Source organism: Pedobacter jeongneungensis (genome assembly GCF_000633455.1).
Taxonomy (GTDB): Bacteria; Bacteroidota; Bacteroidia; order Sphingobacteriales; family Sphingobacteriaceae; genus Pedobacter; species Pedobacter jeongneungensis_A.
Genome location: NZ_AYMG01000015.1, coordinates 26292 through 46400, shown reverse-complemented (window position 1 = coordinate 46400; position 20109 = coordinate 26292). Strand labels below are relative to the sequence as shown.

The 20109-nt window shown below is 38.9% G+C and carries 19 protein-coding genes; 14 read left to right on the top strand and 5 right to left on the bottom strand.

From position 1 onward, the window contains the following. Nucleotides 1-137: 137 nt before the first annotated feature. On the top strand, nucleotides 138-689 hold the full coding sequence (locus U859_RS0115000; protein ID WP_025144171.1) for an RNA polymerase sigma factor: 552 nt from the start codon (nucleotides 138-140) through the stop codon (nucleotides 687-689). Nucleotides 690-691: 2 nt separating this feature from the next. After that, entirely contained in the window at nucleotides 692-1549 is an 858-nt protein-coding gene (locus tag U859_RS0114995) for an anti-sigma factor domain-containing protein (RefSeq protein WP_029985800.1), read from the top strand. Between the two features lie 495 nt (nucleotides 1550-2044). Here U859_RS0114995 and U859_RS0114990 read toward each other — a convergent pair whose 3' ends face one another. Together U859_RS0114990 and U859_RS0114985 are read right to left on the bottom strand one after the other, a co-directional pair. After that, nucleotides 2045-2746 carry an AIM24 family protein gene (locus tag U859_RS0114990; RefSeq protein ID WP_025144169.1) on the bottom strand — a complete coding sequence of 234 codons (702 nt, stop codon included), beginning with the start codon at nucleotides 2744-2746 and terminating at the stop codon, nucleotides 2045-2047. A gap of 116 nt (nucleotides 2747-2862) precedes the next feature. Continuing rightward, nucleotides 2863-4359, bottom strand: a complete 1497-nt coding sequence (locus tag U859_RS0114985) for a bifunctional ADP-dependent NAD(P)H-hydrate dehydratase/NAD(P)H-hydrate epimerase (protein WP_025144168.1) — start codon at nucleotides 4357-4359, stop codon at nucleotides 2863-2865. A gap of 196 nt (nucleotides 4360-4555) precedes the next feature. Here U859_RS0114985 and yiaA point away from each other — a divergent pair, with 196 nt between their 5' ends. From yiaA to U859_RS0114930, 11 genes are all read left to right on the top strand, one after another. Beyond that, nucleotides 4556-4963 (top strand): inner membrane protein YiaA, encoded by a 408-nt coding sequence (gene yiaA, locus U859_RS0114980; RefSeq protein WP_025144167.1) that lies wholly within the window; start codon nucleotides 4556-4558, stop codon nucleotides 4961-4963. A 195-nt stretch (nucleotides 4964-5158) separates the two neighbouring features. Next, nucleotides 5159-6472 (top strand): ethanolamine permease, encoded by a 1314-nt coding sequence (gene eat / locus U859_RS0114975; protein WP_025144166.1) that lies wholly within the window; start codon nucleotides 5159-5161, stop codon nucleotides 6470-6472. Next, complete coding sequence (locus U859_RS0114970) at nucleotides 6472-7833, top strand: glutamine synthetase family protein (RefSeq protein ID WP_025144165.1); 1362 nt, start codon at nucleotides 6472-6474, stop codon at nucleotides 7831-7833. The genes eat and U859_RS0114970 overlap by 1 nt, the downstream gene beginning before the upstream one ends. A 266-nt stretch (nucleotides 7834-8099) precedes the next feature. Then, a complete protein-coding gene (locus U859_RS0114965; protein ID WP_025144164.1) occupies nucleotides 8100-9248 on the top strand; it encodes an iron-containing alcohol dehydrogenase in 1149 nt (382 codons plus the stop codon). 120 nt (nucleotides 9249-9368) lie between these two features. Then, nucleotides 9369-10088: a gamma-glutamyl-gamma-aminobutyrate hydrolase family protein gene (locus tag U859_RS0114960; RefSeq protein ID WP_025144163.1), complete on the top strand. Its 720-nt coding sequence runs from the start codon at nucleotides 9369-9371 to the stop codon at nucleotides 10086-10088. 27 nt (nucleotides 10089-10115) lie between these two features. After that, nucleotides 10116-11480: an aldehyde dehydrogenase family protein gene (locus U859_RS0114955; protein WP_025144162.1), complete on the top strand. Its 1365-nt coding sequence runs from the start codon at nucleotides 10116-10118 to the stop codon at nucleotides 11478-11480. A gap of 3 nt (nucleotides 11481-11483) precedes the next feature. Beyond that, nucleotides 11484-11873: an STAS/SEC14 domain-containing protein gene (locus tag U859_RS0114950; protein WP_025144161.1), complete on the top strand. Its 390-nt coding sequence runs from the start codon at nucleotides 11484-11486 to the stop codon at nucleotides 11871-11873. 448 nt (nucleotides 11874-12321) lie between these two features. Beyond that, nucleotides 12322-14271 (top strand): beta-N-acetylhexosaminidase, encoded by a 1950-nt coding sequence (locus U859_RS0114945; RefSeq protein ID WP_025144160.1) that lies wholly within the window; start codon nucleotides 12322-12324, stop codon nucleotides 14269-14271. A 50-nt stretch (nucleotides 14272-14321) separates the two neighbouring features. Continuing rightward, entirely contained in the window at nucleotides 14322-14792 is a 471-nt protein-coding gene (locus U859_RS0114940) for a CYTH domain-containing protein (RefSeq protein ID WP_025144159.1), read from the top strand. A gap of 451 nt (nucleotides 14793-15243) precedes the next feature. Further along, nucleotides 15244-15708 (top strand): BON domain-containing protein, encoded by a 465-nt coding sequence (locus tag U859_RS0114935; protein WP_025144158.1) that lies wholly within the window; start codon nucleotides 15244-15246, stop codon nucleotides 15706-15708. A gap of 8 nt (nucleotides 15709-15716) precedes the next feature. Continuing rightward, nucleotides 15717-16133 (top strand): SH3 domain-containing protein, encoded by a 417-nt coding sequence (locus U859_RS0114930; RefSeq protein ID WP_025144157.1) that lies wholly within the window; start codon nucleotides 15717-15719, stop codon nucleotides 16131-16133. Between the two features lie 91 nt (nucleotides 16134-16224). Here U859_RS0114930 and U859_RS0114925 read toward each other — a convergent pair whose 3' ends face one another. The 3 genes from U859_RS0114925 to U859_RS0114915 form a co-directional block, all read right to left on the bottom strand. Continuing rightward, nucleotides 16225-17193: an FKBP-type peptidyl-prolyl cis-trans isomerase gene (locus U859_RS0114925; RefSeq protein WP_025144156.1), complete on the bottom strand. Its 969-nt coding sequence runs from the start codon at nucleotides 17191-17193 to the stop codon at nucleotides 16225-16227. A gap of 197 nt (nucleotides 17194-17390) precedes the next feature. Continuing rightward, entirely contained in the window at nucleotides 17391-18389 is a 999-nt protein-coding gene (locus tag U859_RS0114920) for an FKBP-type peptidyl-prolyl cis-trans isomerase (RefSeq protein ID WP_025144155.1), read from the bottom strand. A gap of 44 nt (nucleotides 18390-18433) precedes the next feature. Continuing rightward, nucleotides 18434-19444, bottom strand: coding sequence for a DHH family phosphoesterase (locus U859_RS0114915; RefSeq protein WP_025144154.1), 1011 nt, complete (start codon nucleotides 19442-19444; stop codon nucleotides 18434-18436). A 243-nt stretch (nucleotides 19445-19687) separates the two neighbouring features. Between U859_RS0114915 and U859_RS0114910 the strand changes: the two genes are divergently transcribed. Next, nucleotides 19688-20107, top strand: coding sequence for a nucleoside-diphosphate kinase (locus tag U859_RS0114910; protein WP_025144153.1), 420 nt, complete (start codon nucleotides 19688-19690; stop codon nucleotides 20105-20107). The last annotated feature ends 2 nt before the right edge of the window (nucleotides 20108-20109 follow it).

The window sequence follows — 20109 nt, the reverse complement described above, 5'->3', positions numbered from 1 at the left end:
AAATGATTAAAAAAAATAAATGTTAAACCATTAACACTTATTGGAAAACAAGTTAATTAATCGCACTCCTAAGCGGAATGCATTTTTAAAACATTTTTTTGCTTTTAGTGTTCTGTATTGTATCTTAGTGACCAATAGTGACTGCATTAAAAAAATTAACCCTAACCGAGCCTGAACTTGTTCAAGCACTGCAATCGAAAGATCCAGCGGTACTAAAAACACTGTACAGCATGTATTCGTCGGCGCTTTATGGCGTTATTTCACGCATTATTACCCACACAGAGCTTGCAGAAGATGTTTTACAAGAAACTTTTGTAAAAATCTGGCAGTCTGCAACACACTATGATCATACAAAAGGACGTTTGTTTACGTGGATGATGAATATTGCCCGCAATTTATCGATCGACAAACTACGTTCTAAAGATTTTAAGAATTCACTCAAAAACCAAGATATAGAAAATAACGTAAGTTTCGTTGATGAACAAAACAAGGTTACGTTTAATCCTGATGTTCTTGGTGTTAAGCAACTTGTAGAAAACCTTAAACCGGATTTACAAGCAGTTCTTGATTTAGTTTATTACAAGGGTTTCACACATGTGGAAGCCGCAGAAAAGTTAGATCTGCCATTAGGTACGGTGAAAACCCGGATCCGGTTGGCTATTATTGAATTGAGAAGGAATTTTAATTGAGCGTGGAAAATTTAAAAGCATATATCGAATCTGGAGTACTCGAACTGTACGTTTTAGGTGATTTATCACCTGAAGAAACGTTGCAGGTTGAGGAAATGGCATCTCAAAACCCTGAGGTAAGAGATGAAATAGCGGCCATTGAGCAAGCTATGGAGCAATATGCTATGCAAAATGCTGTAGAACCATCTGCAGATGTAGAAACAAGATTATTCGAAAAGTTGGGATTAAGTGAGGTTGAAGAGAATGTGAATGTTCAACCCGAACCAATTTATACAGAAGAACCAAGAATTATACGTTTGGATGGAAGTGATGCTAAAGTGAGAACTTTACGTTACGCCTTAGTTGCTTGTATAGCTTTATTGGTAGTAAGTACCGCGGCATTGTTTATTACTTATAATAAACTGAATGCTGCGCACGACCAGATTGCCAGTTTAAACCTGGATAAACAAAAATTTGCCGGTGTGGTAAGCAAACTGGAATTTGAGAACCAGGGATTAGATAATATGGCCGCAATGGCCGATAGCAAAGAATGGGCAACCATCAGAATGGCAGGACAGGCTTTTAGTCCAACTTCTAAAATGAAGGTATATTGGAACAAAAAAGATAAAAGTGTGCTGATTAACTATGTGGCAATGGATTTACCAAAAACAGATGCCGAGCATGAATATCAGTTATGGGCTTTGGTAAATGGAAAACCGGTAAGTTTAGGTGTTTTCGGAAAAACAGATTCGACTAATAACGAAGCCCTGGTGAAAATGCAAACCATTCAGGAGGCACAGGCATTTGCTGTAACCTTGGAGCCTATGGGCGGAAGTGTTAACCCAACTATGGATAAATTAACCGTAATGGGCGGCGTATAGTTAGAAATTATTTAATCAATATAAAAAATCCCGACATTGAAAAATGCCGGGATTTTTGCTTTTTGCAAGCAGTACACCGTCATTCCCGCGCAGGCGGGAATCTTAAAGCCTATTGCATTACGATTCCCAATCAAGTTGGGAATGACGATGCTACTATATTAAGATTTCGCCGCGTACTTTACTTCCTCATACCGCCGTACCAAAACCGATTGCCTCTTGCAAATAAGAGGATAGCCGTTTAAGGCAGAGGTTTGCGCACTGCAACTCTCAATAGTAATACAGCCCGTGCCGTCTAAACCTGACAATAGCGGGCATCCCGATTTTTCATCGGGATAAAGCGGATGGCAGGACTCCGTAAACCCAAACGCTTTTGCAACTGCTTTCCAAAAAAACGCTTGTATACTTTACTGGTCTTAGCGTCTCGCTAAGACCCATAGTTTTTATACTACTTCCCTTATCTATTGTCTTGGTTTGTGTCTCCACGAACCAAATCTACTAAGACTTCGCTGCGTATTTCACCTCTTCATAAGGCTGTACCAGTACCCAGCCTTCACCAAAAAACTCCAATTGAAAAGATTCACCACTTCCCCTCCCGATAAAAGAACCGAAAGTTAAATTGGTTTTGATATTTGGCGTTAAATTTTCAGACCAGGCCACCGTAGCATTAGGATCTGTATATACAGGTTGGTTGGCCGAAACCCTCAATAAGATCGGTTCGCCGTGGGTGGTAATGGCAATATAACCACTGCCCGATAGTTTTACCTGAAATAAACCGCCACTCATCATTCCTGCAATGCTTTTCAACATTTTAATTTCGTTTTTGATGTTCTCTTCCAAGGCGAGTACATCATTTCCGTTTACAAAAACCGATTCGTTTTGTAGTTTGATAATTTTAACTTTCTTGCCTTCGTCGGCTAGATACAGCTTACCTGTTCCTGTGGCATGCATGAGCGAGGTACCTTCGCCAGAGATGGCTTTCTTTAATAAACCGCCCAAACCCTTGCTTAATAAACCTTCTCTTTTAAAATCGATATTGCCGATGTAAGCCACCATGGAACCGGCTTTGGCTAAAATCTTTTGATTTTTCAGGTTAACTTCGAGCATGGCAGGTTTTTCCAGTTCAAAAAAATCGTTTTCTGCCGGGTTTTCTGCTGATTCCTTAATGAGTTCGTTCAGCGTGTACTCTTTTTGTGCCATAATAATTTAGTTTTCCGTTTTAAGATATCTGATTAAAATATTCCCTTAAACTATAAATTATTAACTAGAAAGATAGTAGAACATCATCATTTTTTTTCCACATGCATAAATTAAAACTATCTGGAGATGAGTATTTTAATTTCTCTTGATATTCTTTTAGCCACTTGCGAAGCGGTAACCACAAAGTGTTCATGAGCCAGCTCATCACCAGCCTTTCCATGAATGTAACAGGCTAAAATAGCAGCATCTGTTGCCGTATATTGCTGAGCCACAAAGCCTGCAATAATTCCGGTTAAGATATCACCCATCCCCCCTTGTGCCATTGCCGGATTACCAGTTGGATTGATCAGTATTTTACCTGTTGGCAGACAAATGAAAGTATATTGATTTTTAAGCACGATAACAATCTTTAATTTTTTCGCATTTTCTCTGGCCGATTGCACCCTATCCCACCAGCTTTCATGTTCGCCGAATAATCGATCAAACTCTTTCATATGGGGTGTAAGAATGGCATTGGGGGAAAGTTTATCGATCAGATCCCTTCTTTCGCCCAGTATATTCAACGCATCTGCATCAATGATTAAAGGTTGTTTGGCGAGTATCAAACTTTCCAGTAATTTTTCATTTTCAGGATCGGTCCCTAAACCTGGTCCAATAGCTATGGCCTGATATTTTTTAGGGTCTTCAATCCTCGTATATTCGTCTCTTGGCAATGCCATCACTTCGGGTAAGCTGGTATTTAATGCTGTTAATCCACTCTGTGGAATGCAAGCGGTAGTTAAACCTGCACCAGTATGCAAACAAGCCATTGAAGAGAGTAAAGCCGCACCCATGGTATCGGTATTGCCCGCTATAATCAATCCATGGCCATAAGTACCTTTATGGCTAAACAATTTCCGGGGCCGAAGGATGTTTTGAATATCACTTTCTTCAATCAACTGAAAATCGGCATCCTGTTTTTGAATAAACCCTTCATCCAAGTCAATTTCCACTACTTCAAATTTTTCGGTTGCAACTGCAGATTCGGGAAAGAAAAAGTTAATCTTTGGACGTTGAAATGAGATTGTTTTATAGGCTTTTATTCCGTTATACACTTCAGGTAATTTTCCTTCAGCAAAAAAACCAGTAGGTACATCAACAGCATACACCTTTTTATGCTGCTTGTTGATAAACTGAACCAGTTCTTCATAATCGCCTGTTAGCGTTTTATTTAAACCCGAACCTAAAATGGCATCGATCACTAAATCTGCTTTCAGGCTTTTCAGATCCGAAGGTTGGTTAATTACTACTTTTTTACAGCGCGATTCGTCCATCCGTTGCAGGTTAATGGCAAAATCATCACTTTGCTTGTTACTGACGTTGATGATATAAACTTTTATATTTTGATAACCATTAGCCAACAGCAAATGGGCAATAGCTAGTCCATCGCCGCCATTATTTCCCTTTCCACAAAAAATAGCAACACTTTTACTGGTATCAAATTCATCTCTCAAAAAACTTTGAACAAAGGCCCTGGCGGCTTTTTCCATCAGATCAATAGAAGCAATTGGTTTATTGGCAATGGTAAACTGATCGGCACTGCGCATTTGGGCAGAAGTTAGCAACGTTCGCATCTTACTAAGATAAAGTGTTTAAAATGATTAACCCTAAAGCACGGATAATGTTTTTATCTATCCTGTCAAAATAAGTTAAAGTAAAAACGCGTCGATTTAAATTAGTCCTTATTTGCAAGCAATTTATATATTAGACAAATAATAACATTCAGAAATCTTTAACGTTTTCTATTGAAATAAATTAAATCTCAAAACAATGAATCAAAAACCATCGAATGCATTCGTGGCTGCGGCCTGGATGGCATTAGGTATCGGAATGATCGGCTTTATTGTAGGCTTGTGGCGTTCTGATATGCTTCTTAACGAAAAAGGATATTATTTTACGGTATTGATGTTTGGCCTTTTCGCCGTAATCTCTTTACAAAAAGCTGTTCGCGATAAACTGGAAGGAATTCCTGTTACTGAAATTTATTACGGTATCAGCTGGTTTTCTACGCTATTAACCATCACCTTACTGGTAATTGGTTTGTGGAATGCCACATTGTTACCCAGCGAAAAAGGGTTTTATGCCTTTGCCTTTTTACTCTCTCTATTTGGTGCCATTACGGTGCAGAAAAACACGAGAGACAGCCAGATTGTAAATAAAAACCGTAATTCGGAATAGTCGCATAGCCTATTCTTAACAAATTTATTGAAACCAATGCTCAGGCATTGGTTTTTTTTATTTTAATCAGAAATGAAATATATTATCTCCTTAACCAAAAAATAATTACTACTTTAAACATCAGATACCGAGGCTAATAGTTTATCATTTTCGAGCAAATCATATAAACCTATTTAAATCTTATAAATCCTTAAAATGGAACAAAAAGATGGCTTAAAGAAAACACTTACCCCGTTTATGCTGTGGGGGCTTGGTGTTGGTTATGTAATTTCGGGAATGTATTTCGGCTGGAATTTAGGCCTCGAAAAAGGTGGCACCCTGGGTATGGCCATCGCTACGGTTGCCATCATGGTAATGTATGTAACCTTTAGTTTCAGTTATGCCGAATTGGCCTGCGCCATACCAAAGGCAGGTGGAGTTTTCGATTATGCGAATACGGCCCTGGGCAAAAACATCGGTTTTATTGCTGGTATTGCTCAAATGGTCGAATTTATATTTGCTCCGCCAGCCATTGCATTTGCCATTGGTGCTTATTTTAATGCGTTTTTCCCGCAGGTTCCCGTCCTTACAAGCGCCATTGCTGTTTATTTTATTTTCACCGCTTTAAATGTTTATGGTATAAAGGCTGCGGCCACTTTTGAAGTCATTATTACCGTTTTAGCTGTTGGCGAACTACTCTTGTTCTCAGGGATTACACTGCCGAAATTTCATACAGAAAATCTGACACACAATAGTTTCCCTAATGGCTGGAGTGGTATTTTCGCAGCTATCCCTTTTGCCATCTGGTTTTTTCTGGGTATTGAAGGGGTCGCAAATGTAGCCGAAGAGACCAAAAATCCACAACAAGACATCAGCAAAGGTTTTGGCTGGGGCATATTTACCCTGGTTGTATTATGTGTACTGGTTTTTATTTCTACCATTGGCATTGGCGGCTGGGAAGCCATCGTGTATAAAAACGGCAAATCGGGCGAAACTTCCGATTCACCTCTTCCCCTCGCACTTTCGATGATAACCGGAGATAATCATTTAATGTACCACTTACTCATTACCGTTGGCTTATTTGGTTTGGTCGCCTCATTCCATGGATTGGTTTTAGCAGCTGGCAGGTCTACCTACGAAATGGGCAGGGTAAAAAGCATCCCTGCTATTTTGGGCAAAATTTCTCCAAAATTTCAAACCCCTGCTAATGCGCTGATTGGTAATATGGTGATTGGTATCATTGCACTTTTATCTGGTAAAACTGCTGAGATTATTATCATTTCTGTGTTTGGCGCCTTAACTTTATACATCATATCGATGGTTTCGGTAATGGTACTCCGAAAAAACAGTCCTGAAATGGCAAGACCTTTTAAAACGCCTGTTTACCCGCTATTTCCCATTATTGCATTAATTATTTCCTGTGTTTCTTTCATCGCAATGCTGATTTATAATCTTAAATTAGGTTTAATTTACACCAGCATCGTTTTAGGCATATTTCTTCTATATAAAATTTTTAAAAAGGCAGATTAATGAGTACGAGCAAAGAAATTCTTGATTATGTAAAAAATCATCCGTCTGGAAAAGTAAAATTAGCCGTTGCCGATATCGACGGCATTTTAAGAGGAAAATATGTAGCTGCCGAAAAATTTGCTTCTTTGGTTGAAGGTCGCCTGAGCTTCTGTGATGTTACTTTCGGCTGGGATGCGGGCGATGTGGCTTACGAAAACGGGAAATATACAGGTTGGCATACGGGTTATCCAGATGCTCAGGTGAAAATCGATCTCTCAACTTTTCGGAAAATTCCATGGGAAAATGACGTACCATTCTTTCTTGGAGATTTTATTGATGATCAGGACGAACCAAATTTTGTTTGCCCGAGGCAATTATTAAAAAAACTGATTACAGAATGTGAAAATGAAGGCTTCTCACCGCTTTTTGCACAGGAATTTGAGTGGTTCAATTTTTCAGAAACACCAGAAACCATCCATGAAAAGGGTTTTGCCAATTTGAAACCTTTAAGTCCGGGTATGTTTGGTTATTCCATTTTGAGAAGCACTTACCGGAATGAATTTATGAGCGACCTGTTCGAATTGCTTAATAAATTCGATATCCCCATTGAAGGTTTGCATACCGAAACCGGTCCGGGGGTTTACGAAGCTGCTATAAAATACGCTCCTGCACTAAAAGCTGCCGATCAGGCTATTTTATTTAAAACAGCCGTAAAAGAAATTGCCTATAAACATGGTATCCTGGCAACTTTTATGGCTAAAATAAGCGAAACCTTACCTGGTTGCAGCGGCCATGTGCATCAAAGTTTATGGGACAGCAACAATAAGATCAACCTTTTTTATGATGATCGAGATGCAAATAAAATGAGTGAAACAATGAAAAGTTATATCGCTGGTCAGCTGCATTGCCTGCCATACCTCTTACCGATGATTGCCCCTACCATAAACAGTTATAAACGTTTGGTTGAGGGCGCATGGGCACCAACTACAGTAACCTGGGGGATTGATAACCGCACTACGGCATTACGGGCGTTGCCTGGAAGCAAAAAGGCTTCGCGTTTAGAAACCAGAATAGTAGGATCTGATACCAATCCGTACTTAGCACTTTCGGCTTGCCTGGCTGCCGGAATATATGGCGTTAAAAACAACCTTAAATTGGAACAGCCTGCTACAAAAGGAAACGGATATACTGATTTATCCAATGGTACATTATCACGCAATTTATTCGAGGCTACACAAAAGATGAAAAATTCTGATCTTGCTGCAACATTATTGGGCGAAGATTTCGTTAATCATTTTACCATGACACGCGAATGGGAATGTAAGCAATATGCCAAAGTAGTAACCGATTGGGAGTTGAAAAGGTATTTAGAAATTATTTAGTAGAGTCGTCATTCCCAACTTGATTGGGAACCCTAATGACTTAGGGGAATATTTTTTAACATCTAACCTTAGGTGGGCTCAGGTGCCTAAGGTGGTAAATAAATAGAACATGCTAAAATGTTGACCACCTAAGCCACCTTAGAACACCGTAGTTAATCGTCGACTGTCAGGTTCATAATATAATAAGATAATAACACAGCCTTAGGTGGTAAAATAAATTATGAAGAATGGGTCCTAAATACCTAAAACAGTAAAATAAGAATATCATGATATTTGATAAAATCCATCAGTTTAATTTTCCTACAACCATCCGTTTTGGTGCAGGTTCGGTAAAAGAATTGCCAGCATACCTAATTAAGAACAATTTAAAAGCGCCCTTAATTGTTACCGACCCTACTATTGCACAGCTTCCGTTTTTTAAAAGAATTATTGAAGATTTAAAGGCTAAAAACATTTCTGTTGAGGTTTTTAGCGACATACACAAAAACCCTGTAAAAAGCGATGTTTACAAAGGTACTGATGCCTGGGATGCTACCCATCGCGATAGCATTATTGGTATTGGAGGAGGTGCCGCTTTGGATGTTGCCCGTGCCATTGTCCTGCGTGTTAACCATCGCGAAGATTTATTTAAATATGATGATTTAATCGGTGGTGATATTTACGTCACCAATGAGGTTCCCCATTTTATTACCATACCAACCACATCAGGTACCGGAAGTGAGGTGGGGCGCAGCGCCATTATCGCAGACGATGAAAGTCATCAGAAAAAAATCCTGTTTTCACCAAAATTAATGGCACAGATCGTTTTTGCAGATCCGGAGTTAACCATGGATTTACCACCATTTATCACCGCTGCAACAGGTATGGACGCCCTTACGCACAATATGGAAGCCTATCTGGCCAAAAATTTCCACCCCATGTGTGATGGTATTGCTTTAGAAGGTATTTCGTTGATCAAAGATTCCTTAGAACGGGCAACCAACAGCCCCGATTTAGAAAGCCGCAGTAAAATGTTAATGGCTTCGATGATGGGGGCCATTGCTTTTCAAAAAGGTTTAGGCGTAGTCCACTCGTTAGCGCACCCCCTTTCTTCTCTTTTAGATACTCATCATGGCTTAGCCAATGCCGTAAATATTCCTTATGGCATGCAGTTCAACATTGCTGGTTTTGAAGACCGGTTTAAAAAAATTGCCCGAGCACTCGAGCTTAAAGATGAAAGTGGCGATGCGGTTGTAAAATATCTGTTCGATTTGAATACAAAAGTCAATATTCCGCATAAATTGAGTGATATTGGCGTTAAAAATGAACACATAGAAACACTTGCCGACTTAGCATTTGCAGATTTTGCACATCCAAATAACCCTAAACCGGTAAGCAGAGAAGATTTTAAACAATTGTACTTAAGTGCTCTTTAAAGTAATCATTAACCACAGATAAAGAGGATGAACACAGATAAAAGGTGGTGTTACTTAAATAAAATCACAATCCAAATCTGTGTTTATCTGTGAAAATCTGTGGTAAAAACATAATGGACTATGTCTGATAAAATAATTATTGGCGTTACCGATTGCAGTAAGTACGCCATTTACCGGGATTGGGTTTTATCCTGCAACGAAAACGTAGAGGTAATCCAGCTCGGATATAAGCTTGACAATTTTAAAGAGGTCAAAAAATGCGACGGTATTGTTTTAACCGGTGGTGAAGACGTACATCCTAAGTTTTATAATCAGCCCGAGTATTATCCTTATTGTTATGAGGATGATATCGATGAAAAACGCGATGAATTTGAATTTAAGGTTTTAACCTATACCGAAGCCCATTCAATCCCGGTTTTAGGTATATGCCGCGGCATGCAGGTAGGCAATGTATTTTTCGGTGGCACTTTAATCCCCGACATCGCAACCTGGGGGAAATTTGATCATTCTAAAATGCACGATAAATCAGACCGCTATCACGAAATTTTGGTGAATCCGTCTTCATGGCTCAATCAGATTGTAAATACGGATAAAGGATTGGTAAATAGTAACCACCACCAAAGTACCGATAGAACAGGAAAAGGGCTTGTAGTGAGCGCAATTTCTCCTGATGGGGTTACCGAAGCCATGGAACGATTAGAGCCCGAAGGAAAATCCTTTTTATTATTCGTACAATGGCATCCTGAACGTTTAAAAAATCGGCACAGTCCATTTAGCAAAAATATACACGAGGCATTTATTCATGCAATCAATTCGCAAATAAAACTTCAATCTGTATAATTGCTTTAATCTACAAATCATTTTAAAATGCAGATCATCAACCCGGCAACAGAAGAAATTATTACCAGTTTGGAGGAGGACAATTCATCCACGCTTCAGCTAAAATTTGATACTTTAAAAGAAGCGCAGCCGCTATGGGCAAATAAAACCCTTCAGGAAAGGATTTTAGTGATCGCTAAGTTCAGTGATTTACTGGAAGCTGAAATAGAAAAACTGGCGCCGGTATTAACCAGCGAAGTGGGCAAACCTTTACAGCAATCGCGTAATGAAATTAACGGTGCAAGGGCACGCATTAAATGGATGCTGGCTAATGCCGAAAAATATCTGGCTGATGAGGTGATGGTTGATGAACCGGGTTTGAAAGAGGTTATTAAATATGAACCTTTAGGTGTGGTCTGCAACATTTCGGCCTGGAACTACCCCTACCTGGTTGGTGTAAATGTTTTTATTCCGGCACTTTTAAGTGGTAATGCAGTGATGTACAAACCTTCAGAACATGCCACTTTAACCGGACTACAGATCGAAAAACTGTTAAAAAAAGCGGGGGTGCCCGATGATGTTTTCCATATCGCCATTGGAGCCAAAGAAACCGGTGCAACCTTGTTAGAAATGGACTTTAATGGCTATTTCTTTACAGGCTCTTACAAAACAGGAAAATTGATCTACGGAAAAGTGGCTGCAAAAATGGTTCCATGTCAGTTGGAGTTAGGCGGCAAAGATCCCTTGTATATTGCCGATGATGTAGCCGATGTAGCTGCTGCTGCTGTGGGTACAGCTGATGGCGCTTTTTACAATAACGGACAAAGCTGTTGCTCCGTTGAGCGCATTTACGTACACGAGAAAAATTATGACGATTATTTAAATGCCTTTATTACCGAAGTTAAGAGCTGGAAAAGTGGTTTGCCCACAACCGATGGCATTTATATTGGCCCATTAGCAAGAAAAGAACAAATAGCGCTGTTGGAAAACCAGGTGAAAGATGCTTTAGATAAAGGTGCTGAATTGTTAACCGGAGGTAAAGCGCTTGTAGGAAAAGGCTATTATTTCGAGCCAACAGTGCTAACGGGTGTAACCAATGATATGCTGGTGATGCAGGAAGAAAGTTTCGGCCCTATCATCGGCATTATGAAGGTGAAAGACGATGCTGAAGCATTAGAGATGATGAAAGATACCGATTATGGCTTAACCGCTTCAGTTTACACAGCCGATCAGACAAAGGCTGAAAAAATATTGTCTCAGCTTGATGCAGGTTCGGGTTATTGGAACTGTTGCGATCGGGTGAGTGCAGCATTACCCTGGAGCGGAAGAAAATATTCAGGTATCGGTGCTACTTTATCCCACCAGGGATTAAGGGCTTTTACCAAACCAAAAGGTTATCATTTAAGGGGATAAAATATGGGTAATGATAGAGATAACAACCTTATCGAAGGCGAGATTGCCGATTATTTATTAACAGATACCGGAATACTGATTTCGTACAGCAAAAGCATTTTACGTACTGTAGAAAATATTTCGGCCAATGTTGCACTGGTGAAAAAAATTACAGGGAATAAAAAAGTCCCACTGTTAATTTATTTGAAAAACTCGCCGGTTCCAGATAAAGAAACAAGAAAATTTTCGACCGAACAACTGCCCCAAATTTATACCGCAATGGCCATGGTTTCTAAACCTGGTTTGGCGCAATTGATTATGAAAATTCTTTTTAAGTTTCAAATTCCGCCTATACCGATGAAATCATTTACGGATGATAAAAAAGCGATGGAATGGTTGACGCAGTTTTTGTAATTTAAATCAAAAAAGATGTTATCCTGAGGTTTAATTTATTGCATAAAAGTCAATATAGATGACAGTGGAGTTTTAGTGAATTGATAAGCTACGAGGAATCGTCATTGCGAGAAGGCTTTTTCAGCCGACGAAGCAATCTTACAACGATCGCTACTAGCGTGCGCTTTAAGATTGCTTCGTGCCTCGCAATGACGATCGATTTTTTTAAATCCGTCATTGGTAATGCAATGAAGAATCTTGTATTACAGATTTTGCTGTTAAGTCTTCGACTACGCTCAGACTGACAAATCTTTAATAATGAAACAGATTAACTTTATAAGTTTTATCCCAGCTCCAAACGCTATACGCTCAACGCTTTGCCATTTGCTCATTTCTCACTGCTCTAATTAAATCTTTTTTAATAAATTGCGGATTATACTTATCCGGTTAACCCGTTTTAATTATTTTAATGAAAAAATTATTTCTGATTATCTCCTGCTGTTTCTTTACAGCCAATACTTTCGCTCAATCTATCGTTACAGAAACTGAAATCGGCGATGCTGAAAGTGCGGCTGCACAAACACCGATTGCCATTATTCCAGAGCCAGTTTCATTGGTAAAAAAAGCCGGAACCTTTACATTACCCGAAAATGTAATTGTACAGGCAATTAGAAGCGGTGAGTTAAAGCAATCAGTAGCTTACTTATCAGAACGGATTACCACAGCTACAGGGAAATTTGTAAGCACAGTGAGTAATTCAAGTCATCCAACCATTAAACTGATTTTAAATACGCAGGAAGATACCCAACTCGGTAAAGAAGGTTACAAACTAAATGTAAACCCCACACAGGTGGTGATCACCGCAAACCAGCCGGCAGGTATTTTTTATGGTGTACAATCTTTACTTCAGCTTTTTCCTGCCGAAATAGAGAGCAAAGAACTGGTAAACGACATTAAATGGAAAGCTCCTTGTGTTGATGTCGTAGATTATCCAAAATTAGGCTGGAGAGGTTTAATGTTCGATGTGGCCCGTCACTTTTTCACTAAACAAGAAGTAAAACAGTTTATTGATGACATGGTCCGTTATAAATTTAACCTGTTGCATTTACATTTAGCGGATGATGAAGGATGGAGAATTGAAATTAAAGGTTTGCCTAAATTAACTGAAGTTGGTGCATGGAGCGTTAAAAAAACCGGAACCTTTGGCGATTTTACCCCACCAACCCCTGATGAGCCCCGTACTTATGGCGGTTTTTACACACAGGAAGATATTAAAGAGCTTGTTCAATATGCCCAGGATCGTTTTGTAAACATTTTACCCGAAATTGATGTACCAGGGCATAGTTTAGCCATTATCGCTTCTTATCCCGAATTGTCATGTACGCCAGATGCGGTGAATTATAAAGTCCGTTCGGGCGAAAAAATTATGGATTGGAGTCGCGGTGCACCACCAACAGCTTTGGTTGATAATACCCTTTGCCCGGCAAACGAAAAAGTTTATGTCTTTTTAGACTCGGTACTTACTCAGGTAGCTAAACTTTTCCCTTTCGAATACATTCACATGGGTGGTGATGAAGCGCCTCATAATTTCTGGGAAAAGAACGATCAGGTTAAAGCTTTAATGCTCCGCGAAGGCTTAAAAACCATTCCACAGGTCCAGGCATATTTTGAAAAACGTGTAGAACAGATTGTGATTTCGAAAGGCAAAAAATTTATGGGCTGGGACGAAATTCTTGAGGGTGGCGTATCGCCAACAGCTGCAGTAATGAGCTGGAGGGGAATGAAATATGGCATTCAGGCTGCTAATGATAAACACAATGTGGTAATGAGCCCAACCGATTTTGCCTATTTGGATTACATGCAAGCGGATCCGATAACCGAACCAAAGGTTTATGCCTCATTAAGGTTAAACAAAGCTTATCAGTTTAACCCTGTTCCGGCCGGCGTAAATGCACAGTATGTTATCGGGGCACAAGCCAATCTTTGGACAGAACAGATTTTCACCTTCCGCCAGGTTGAATATATGGTTTATCCACGTGCATTTGCCATTGCGGAATCAATATGGAGCCCAATTGAAAAGAAAAACTGGACAAATTTTGTTGATCGTACACAACAACATTTTAAACGTCTGGATTTAGCAGAGATCAAATATTCACCAGCCATTTACGATCCGGTTTTTACGGTGAAACGCAGTGCTGATAAGCAATTAATGATAGAGCTTACACCAGAGATTGATGGTTTGGACATTTATTATAGTTTTGATAACTCTACACCAGATCGTTTTTATCCAAAATACACCACAGCACTGCAGGTACCAAAAGATGCCAGTATGTTGCGCGTAATTACCTATCGTGGTAAGCAACCGATCGGAAGATTGATCAGTATGCCTGTTGCAGATTTACAGAAAAGGGCACGTTAACCAATCAGTATTAAGATTCCCGCTTTTGCGGGAAAGACGAAAGATCTACCATGGGAAAAGAAATAGAGCGCAAATTTTTAATCGATCAGCAAAAGTGGGACAACCTGAACAAACCGGAAGGAAAACTTTTTAGGCAGGGTTATTTACTCACGGATAAAGATAAAACCATAAGGGTAAGGGCAACTGAAAGCAAAGGATTTTTAACCATAAAAGGTCAAACCATTGGCGCCACGCGGATGGAATATGAATATGAAATTCCCGTAATTGAAGCAACAGAATTATTGGATAATTTTGCGATTTCTGAACTTTCTAAAATACGATATGAGATTAAATTTAACGGCAAACTTTGGGAAGTAGATGTATTTTTAGGCGATAATAAAGGCTTAATAGTTGCCGAAATTGAACTGGAAAGCGAAGATGAACATTTCGATTTACCGGATTGGGTAAGCACTGAAGTTACCGAAGAGGCAAAATATTACAATTCTAACCTCACGGTTAAACCTTTTAAAGATTGGGTTTAAGTTTTCAAAGTCTGTTTAATCATAGTTGGGTTTGCATTAGGGATTGTAAGGGTTCAGTACCGATTATTCATTGGTACCGGAGCGAAGCGCAGCCCTGAAAAGCCCGCCCCCTGGGGAACGCCCACATCAGTTTACAGTTCTCAGTAATCAGTTTACAGTTCTCAGTTAGCGGTTTATAATTTTCAGTTATCAGTTCTCTTACCTACCTCGCAGGTTTTGAAACGGCGCAGCCCTCAATGAGACCTATGAAAACATTAATAACCCGAATTAAACTTGCAAGGTTTAAGCCTCTATTCAAAATTTATTTAATTTTTCTACAGGTTTTTCTTTCCTAATTAAACTCATTTCCTATATTAGCCTCATCGAATTCATCCTATCGATAGCAAAAAAGAAATGATCCCAATTTCTGTGGTTTGCAAATTCAAATAATATCAATTATAAAACCAAAAGGATGAAAACAAGTAAATTTTTAATGAGTACGATTATTGCGGCTACGCTGTTTTGTGTAGGCTGTAAACCGAATGACGCGGCAATTCAGGCTGCAATTCAAACCAAAGAAGCAGCAGGTATTACTGTGGCTGTTACCAAAGGTGATGTAACCTTAACTGGTGAAGTGGAGGATGAGGCTATAAAAACCAAAGCGGAAGAAATTGCAAAAGCAGAAAAAGGCGTAAAATCTGTAATCAACAATTTAACAGTTAAACCAGCAAGTTTACCAGTTGTAATTGCAGATAACGCGGCTTTAATTAAAAATGTTACTGATGCCACAAAAGATTTTCCAACGGTAAAAGCCGAAGTTAAAGATGGTGTGATTTTATTAACAGGCGAGATCAAAAAAGCTTCGTTAATTACTTTGATGCAACATCTAAGTGCATTAAAACCAAAAAAAATCGACAATAAGCTAACCGTTAAATAAACCTAGCTATGGCATTAAGAGATAAATATAAGGCATTAATAGATGCAACATCAGGAATTTCGGACCTGGCTATAAGAGAAATTGATGGCATATTATATATTGATGGTACTGCAGCTGATGGCGCAACGAAAGATCACCTTTGGGAAGTTTACAACCAGATTGATCCAAACTTTACTTCAGGCGATTTGGTACTAAACGTAAATGTAGCAATTGATGCGGCCGTAACACATGCAAAGGTGATTACAGAAAGCAGTAATTTAAATATCCGTAAAGGTCCGGGTACCGATCAGCCAATTGTAGGTAAAGCGGCGCATGGCGAAGTGATTACTTTGGTAAACAGAAGCAACGATTTGTGGTGGCTGGTACGAACCAAGGATGGTGAAGAGGGGTATTGTTATGCACAATACCTGGAGGCACAGGCATAAAAAAGAACCCCGCAGGTTTTAATCTGCGGGGTTTTATAAAAAGATTTACAGACCTTACAGGTTTTTGATACCTATAAGGTTTATGAATAACTTACTTAGCCAATGGCAAACCTGCATTTGGCTTAATGATTCCTTTTAATTCTACATCAAATACCAATGGCGTAAATGGATTAATTGGTCCGCCACCATTTTCACCGAAGCCTAATTTCGACGGTAAAATCATTTTAATCTTACCACCTACCCCAATGAGCTGAATGCCCTGAATAACACCCTGTGGCAATTGCCCCAATGGTAAACTACGTGGTACATATTGTACGCTTTCAGAGAAAATTCCTGCTTCTTTTGCGATTTTGGCGTCCGAAGTATCAAAAACATTTAATGCTCCGTTAGATTTTTTATTGGTAAACTGACCGGTATAGTCCATCAATACCGTATCGGTTAAAGTAGCCCTTTCTGAATTTCCTGGTGCAGAAATTACATATTGCAAACCAGATGGTGCAGTCGTCACTTTCAAATCGTTATCAGCAACGTATTTAGCTATTTTAGCAGGTTCTACCGTTTTGTTTTTCTCGTTTAAAGCTTTGTATTCTGCTTCGAAAAAAAGTCTTTTCTTTGCTTCAAAAATAGAATCCGGATCTTTTCCTTTGTGTAATACCTTCTCAATTTTGATGGTAAAAGAAGCGATGTTTGATTTTAATCCCTTAGGTTTCGGCTGACCAGAATATTTCTCCATCGAATCCAAATTCAATTTAAAAACGGCACTATCGCCTTCGCCAAGCAATTTCAAGCCAGAAGCCAGGTCACCTTTAAACATCGATTTACTGATGGCAAAAAAAGCAGGGCGCTCATTATCGTAGGTGTTTACCATCACCGAATCGGGATTGGTATTGGTTTCTACCGTTTGAACACCGTTTAACTTTACATAATCACCATCCTGAATTTTTGGCTTACCGTCACTCTTATAGATCTTGTAAGTCATATCTCCTTCACCCTTTTCGAATTTGTTACAGGCAGATAGTCCTAATGCTGCTGCCAAGAGAATAATTATTCCTTTTTTCATTTAACTTATTAATTTAAAAATCAGCCTTTAATCCATTTTGGGGTGTTGGGCTATTTTATTAGATCATACAAAGATAGGTTATAATAAGTTTTTACGAATTTTTGCAAAGTTTTATTTCTTGGTTCTGCGTCAAAAAAATTAAACAAAAAAAATCCTGCTTAACTGAATAAGCAGGATTTTTAATATCAGTTAAGAAATTATTTTTTAACCGGAGCTGGCATTTGAACCGGAGCAGGAACTGCTGCTGCTGGTTTTCCTTTGATAATGTCTTTAATTTCAAGATCAAAAGCAATTGGGCTGAAAGGCATGATACCAACTTGTGGTGCACCTTGCTCGCCATAACCTAAGTTAGAAGGAATAATTACCTTGATTTTACCACCTTTACCAATTAATTGTAAAGCTTCGGTAAATCCTGGGATAGTACCACCAACTGGCATTTTTTGAGGTCCGTAAGGTTTACCTGCTTTAAATTCGTTTTCTGCTTTAGCTAGTTTCTCATCACTAGTATCGAAGATTTTGTATTTACCATCTTTACCTTTTTTAGTTACTCTACCTGTATAATCAATTAATACAGTATCGCCTAAAGCTGGTTTTTCTGCACTACCTGGTGTTTCGATAATGTAATGTAAACCACTGGCAGTAGTTTTGGTTGCCAATTTGGTATCTTCTAAATAAGCTTTAAGTTTAGCAGGTTCTGCAGCTTTCTTTTTTTCTGAAGCAGCTTTATAATCAGCCTGGAAAAATTCTGTTGCTCTTTTGTTGAAAGTAGAATCAGCCTCGCCAGCTTTTTTCTTAAATACTTTTTCGATTTTTACAGTAAAAGTGATGTATTTATCATTTTTAAACTGCTCTGGTTTTGGTTGTTTGCTATGGAAAGCCATAGTATCCAAATTCACTTTAAAAGTAGCACTATCGCCTTCTCCGAACAAGGTTAATACATCGTTCATATCGCCAGCGTACATTTTTTTCTGTGCAGGAAATACTGCAGGAGTTTCGCTATCAAAAGTGCTTGATAAAACTGAATCTTTATCATTTTTCTGAACAAAATTCATTTTAACGATATCACCTTCTTTGATTTTTTCGTTACCTGCCGAGTGGTGGATGGTATATAATAAGCCACCAGCTCCCTTTTTTTCTTGTTTACATGCCGCTAAGCCTAAAGTAGCTGCTGCTAGAATAATAATTCCCTTTTTCATTTATTAATTTGACTTTTTAAGTTTTTATTGTTTATTTCTTGCCCTTAGGCGATCAATTGTTCTTTATATTCTGCTAATATCGATTTAAATTCGTTAACTACATCAGCTAATGGTTTTTCTGCTGCGCCACCGGCCGCATTTCTATGTCCGCCACCGTTAAAATATTTTTTGCAAATTTCGTTTGCAGGGAAATCTCCGGTAGACCTCACCGATAATTTTACTTTATCGGTACGTTCTATAATCAATGCAGCTAAACGGATACCATTAATAGATAAAGCATAGTTTACAACACCTTCGGTATCGCCGGTTATACTGTGGTATTGGGCTAATTCTTCTTTAGTCACCGAAATTATAGCGGTATTATATTCTCTTAATACTTCTAATTTGTTTGACAGGCAATAACCTAAAAAGCGTAAACGGTTTTCGCTGGCATTATCATATACCAATTGATGGATTTTCCAATGCTCGGCACCCAAATCAATCAGGTTTGCGGCAATGCGGTAAACTTCTGATGTGGCAGACTCGAAACGGAACGATCCGGAATCAGTCATGATACCCGTGTACAGGCAAGAAGCCACATCTTTATTAATTCCGGCTTTATCTTCCAGCTGGTTCACAATAAAATCATAAACCAATTGGGCCGCTGCACAGGCATTGATATCCCAATGACGATAATCGTCAAAATCTTCCGGCTCGAGGTGATGATCGATCATTACTTTTTTGGCACCTGCTGCCCTTACCAGTTCGCCCAGTTCATTAATACGGCTTAAGGTATTAAAATCTAGACAGAAAATAATAGAAGCCTCATCCACCAGTTTGGCAGCCTGTTCCTGCTGTTCGGTGAAGATAATTACATCCCCGTTGTTCGGCATCCAGTGTAAAAAAGTCGGATAATCGGTTGGGGTAATTACCCTTACATGATGGCCTTTCTGAATTAAATATCCATATAATCCCAGCGATGAACCCATCGCATCGCCGTCGGGTTTATGATGCGTAGTGATCACAATCCGTTGTGGCGTAGCCAATAATGTTTTTAATTCAGTTAGTGTAAGCATATATTTTTCGAGCTGCAAAGCTAAGTAAATTTTGATTAGGATTTAAAGATTTTAGGATTAGCAGGATCATAGTTTTAAAAGAGATTGGGTATATGGATAATACCATTAGCTGAATTACCTCAAAAAACAAGCTTAACAACCTATTTTAACCTATTTAGCCTTCCATTCTCGACTGAAAAACAATGCTTATTGATTATTCATCAATTAAAACGTATTTTTGCAGAAAATTTGATATCAAGCACAATGAGCACTAACAGAACTTTTACCATGATTAAGCCAGATGCAGTAGCAAACGGCCATATCGGATCAATCATTAACGACATTACCAATGCAGGTTTTAAAATCATTGCATTAAAATATACTAAACTTACTGATGAAACTGCTGGTCAGTTTTACGCAGTACACGCTGAGCGTCCATTCTACAAAGATTTAGTAAGCTTTATGTCTTCAGGACCAATTGTTGCGGCTATTTTAGAAAAAGACAACGCGATTGAAGATTTCAGAAAATTGATCGGCGCAACCAACCCAGCTGAAGCAGCTGAAGGTACAATCCGTCAGAAATATGCAAAATCTATCGATGCTAACGCGGTTCACGGTTCAGATTCTGATGAGAATGCAGAAATTGAAGGTAACTTCTTCTTCAAAGCAGACGAACGTTTCTAGTT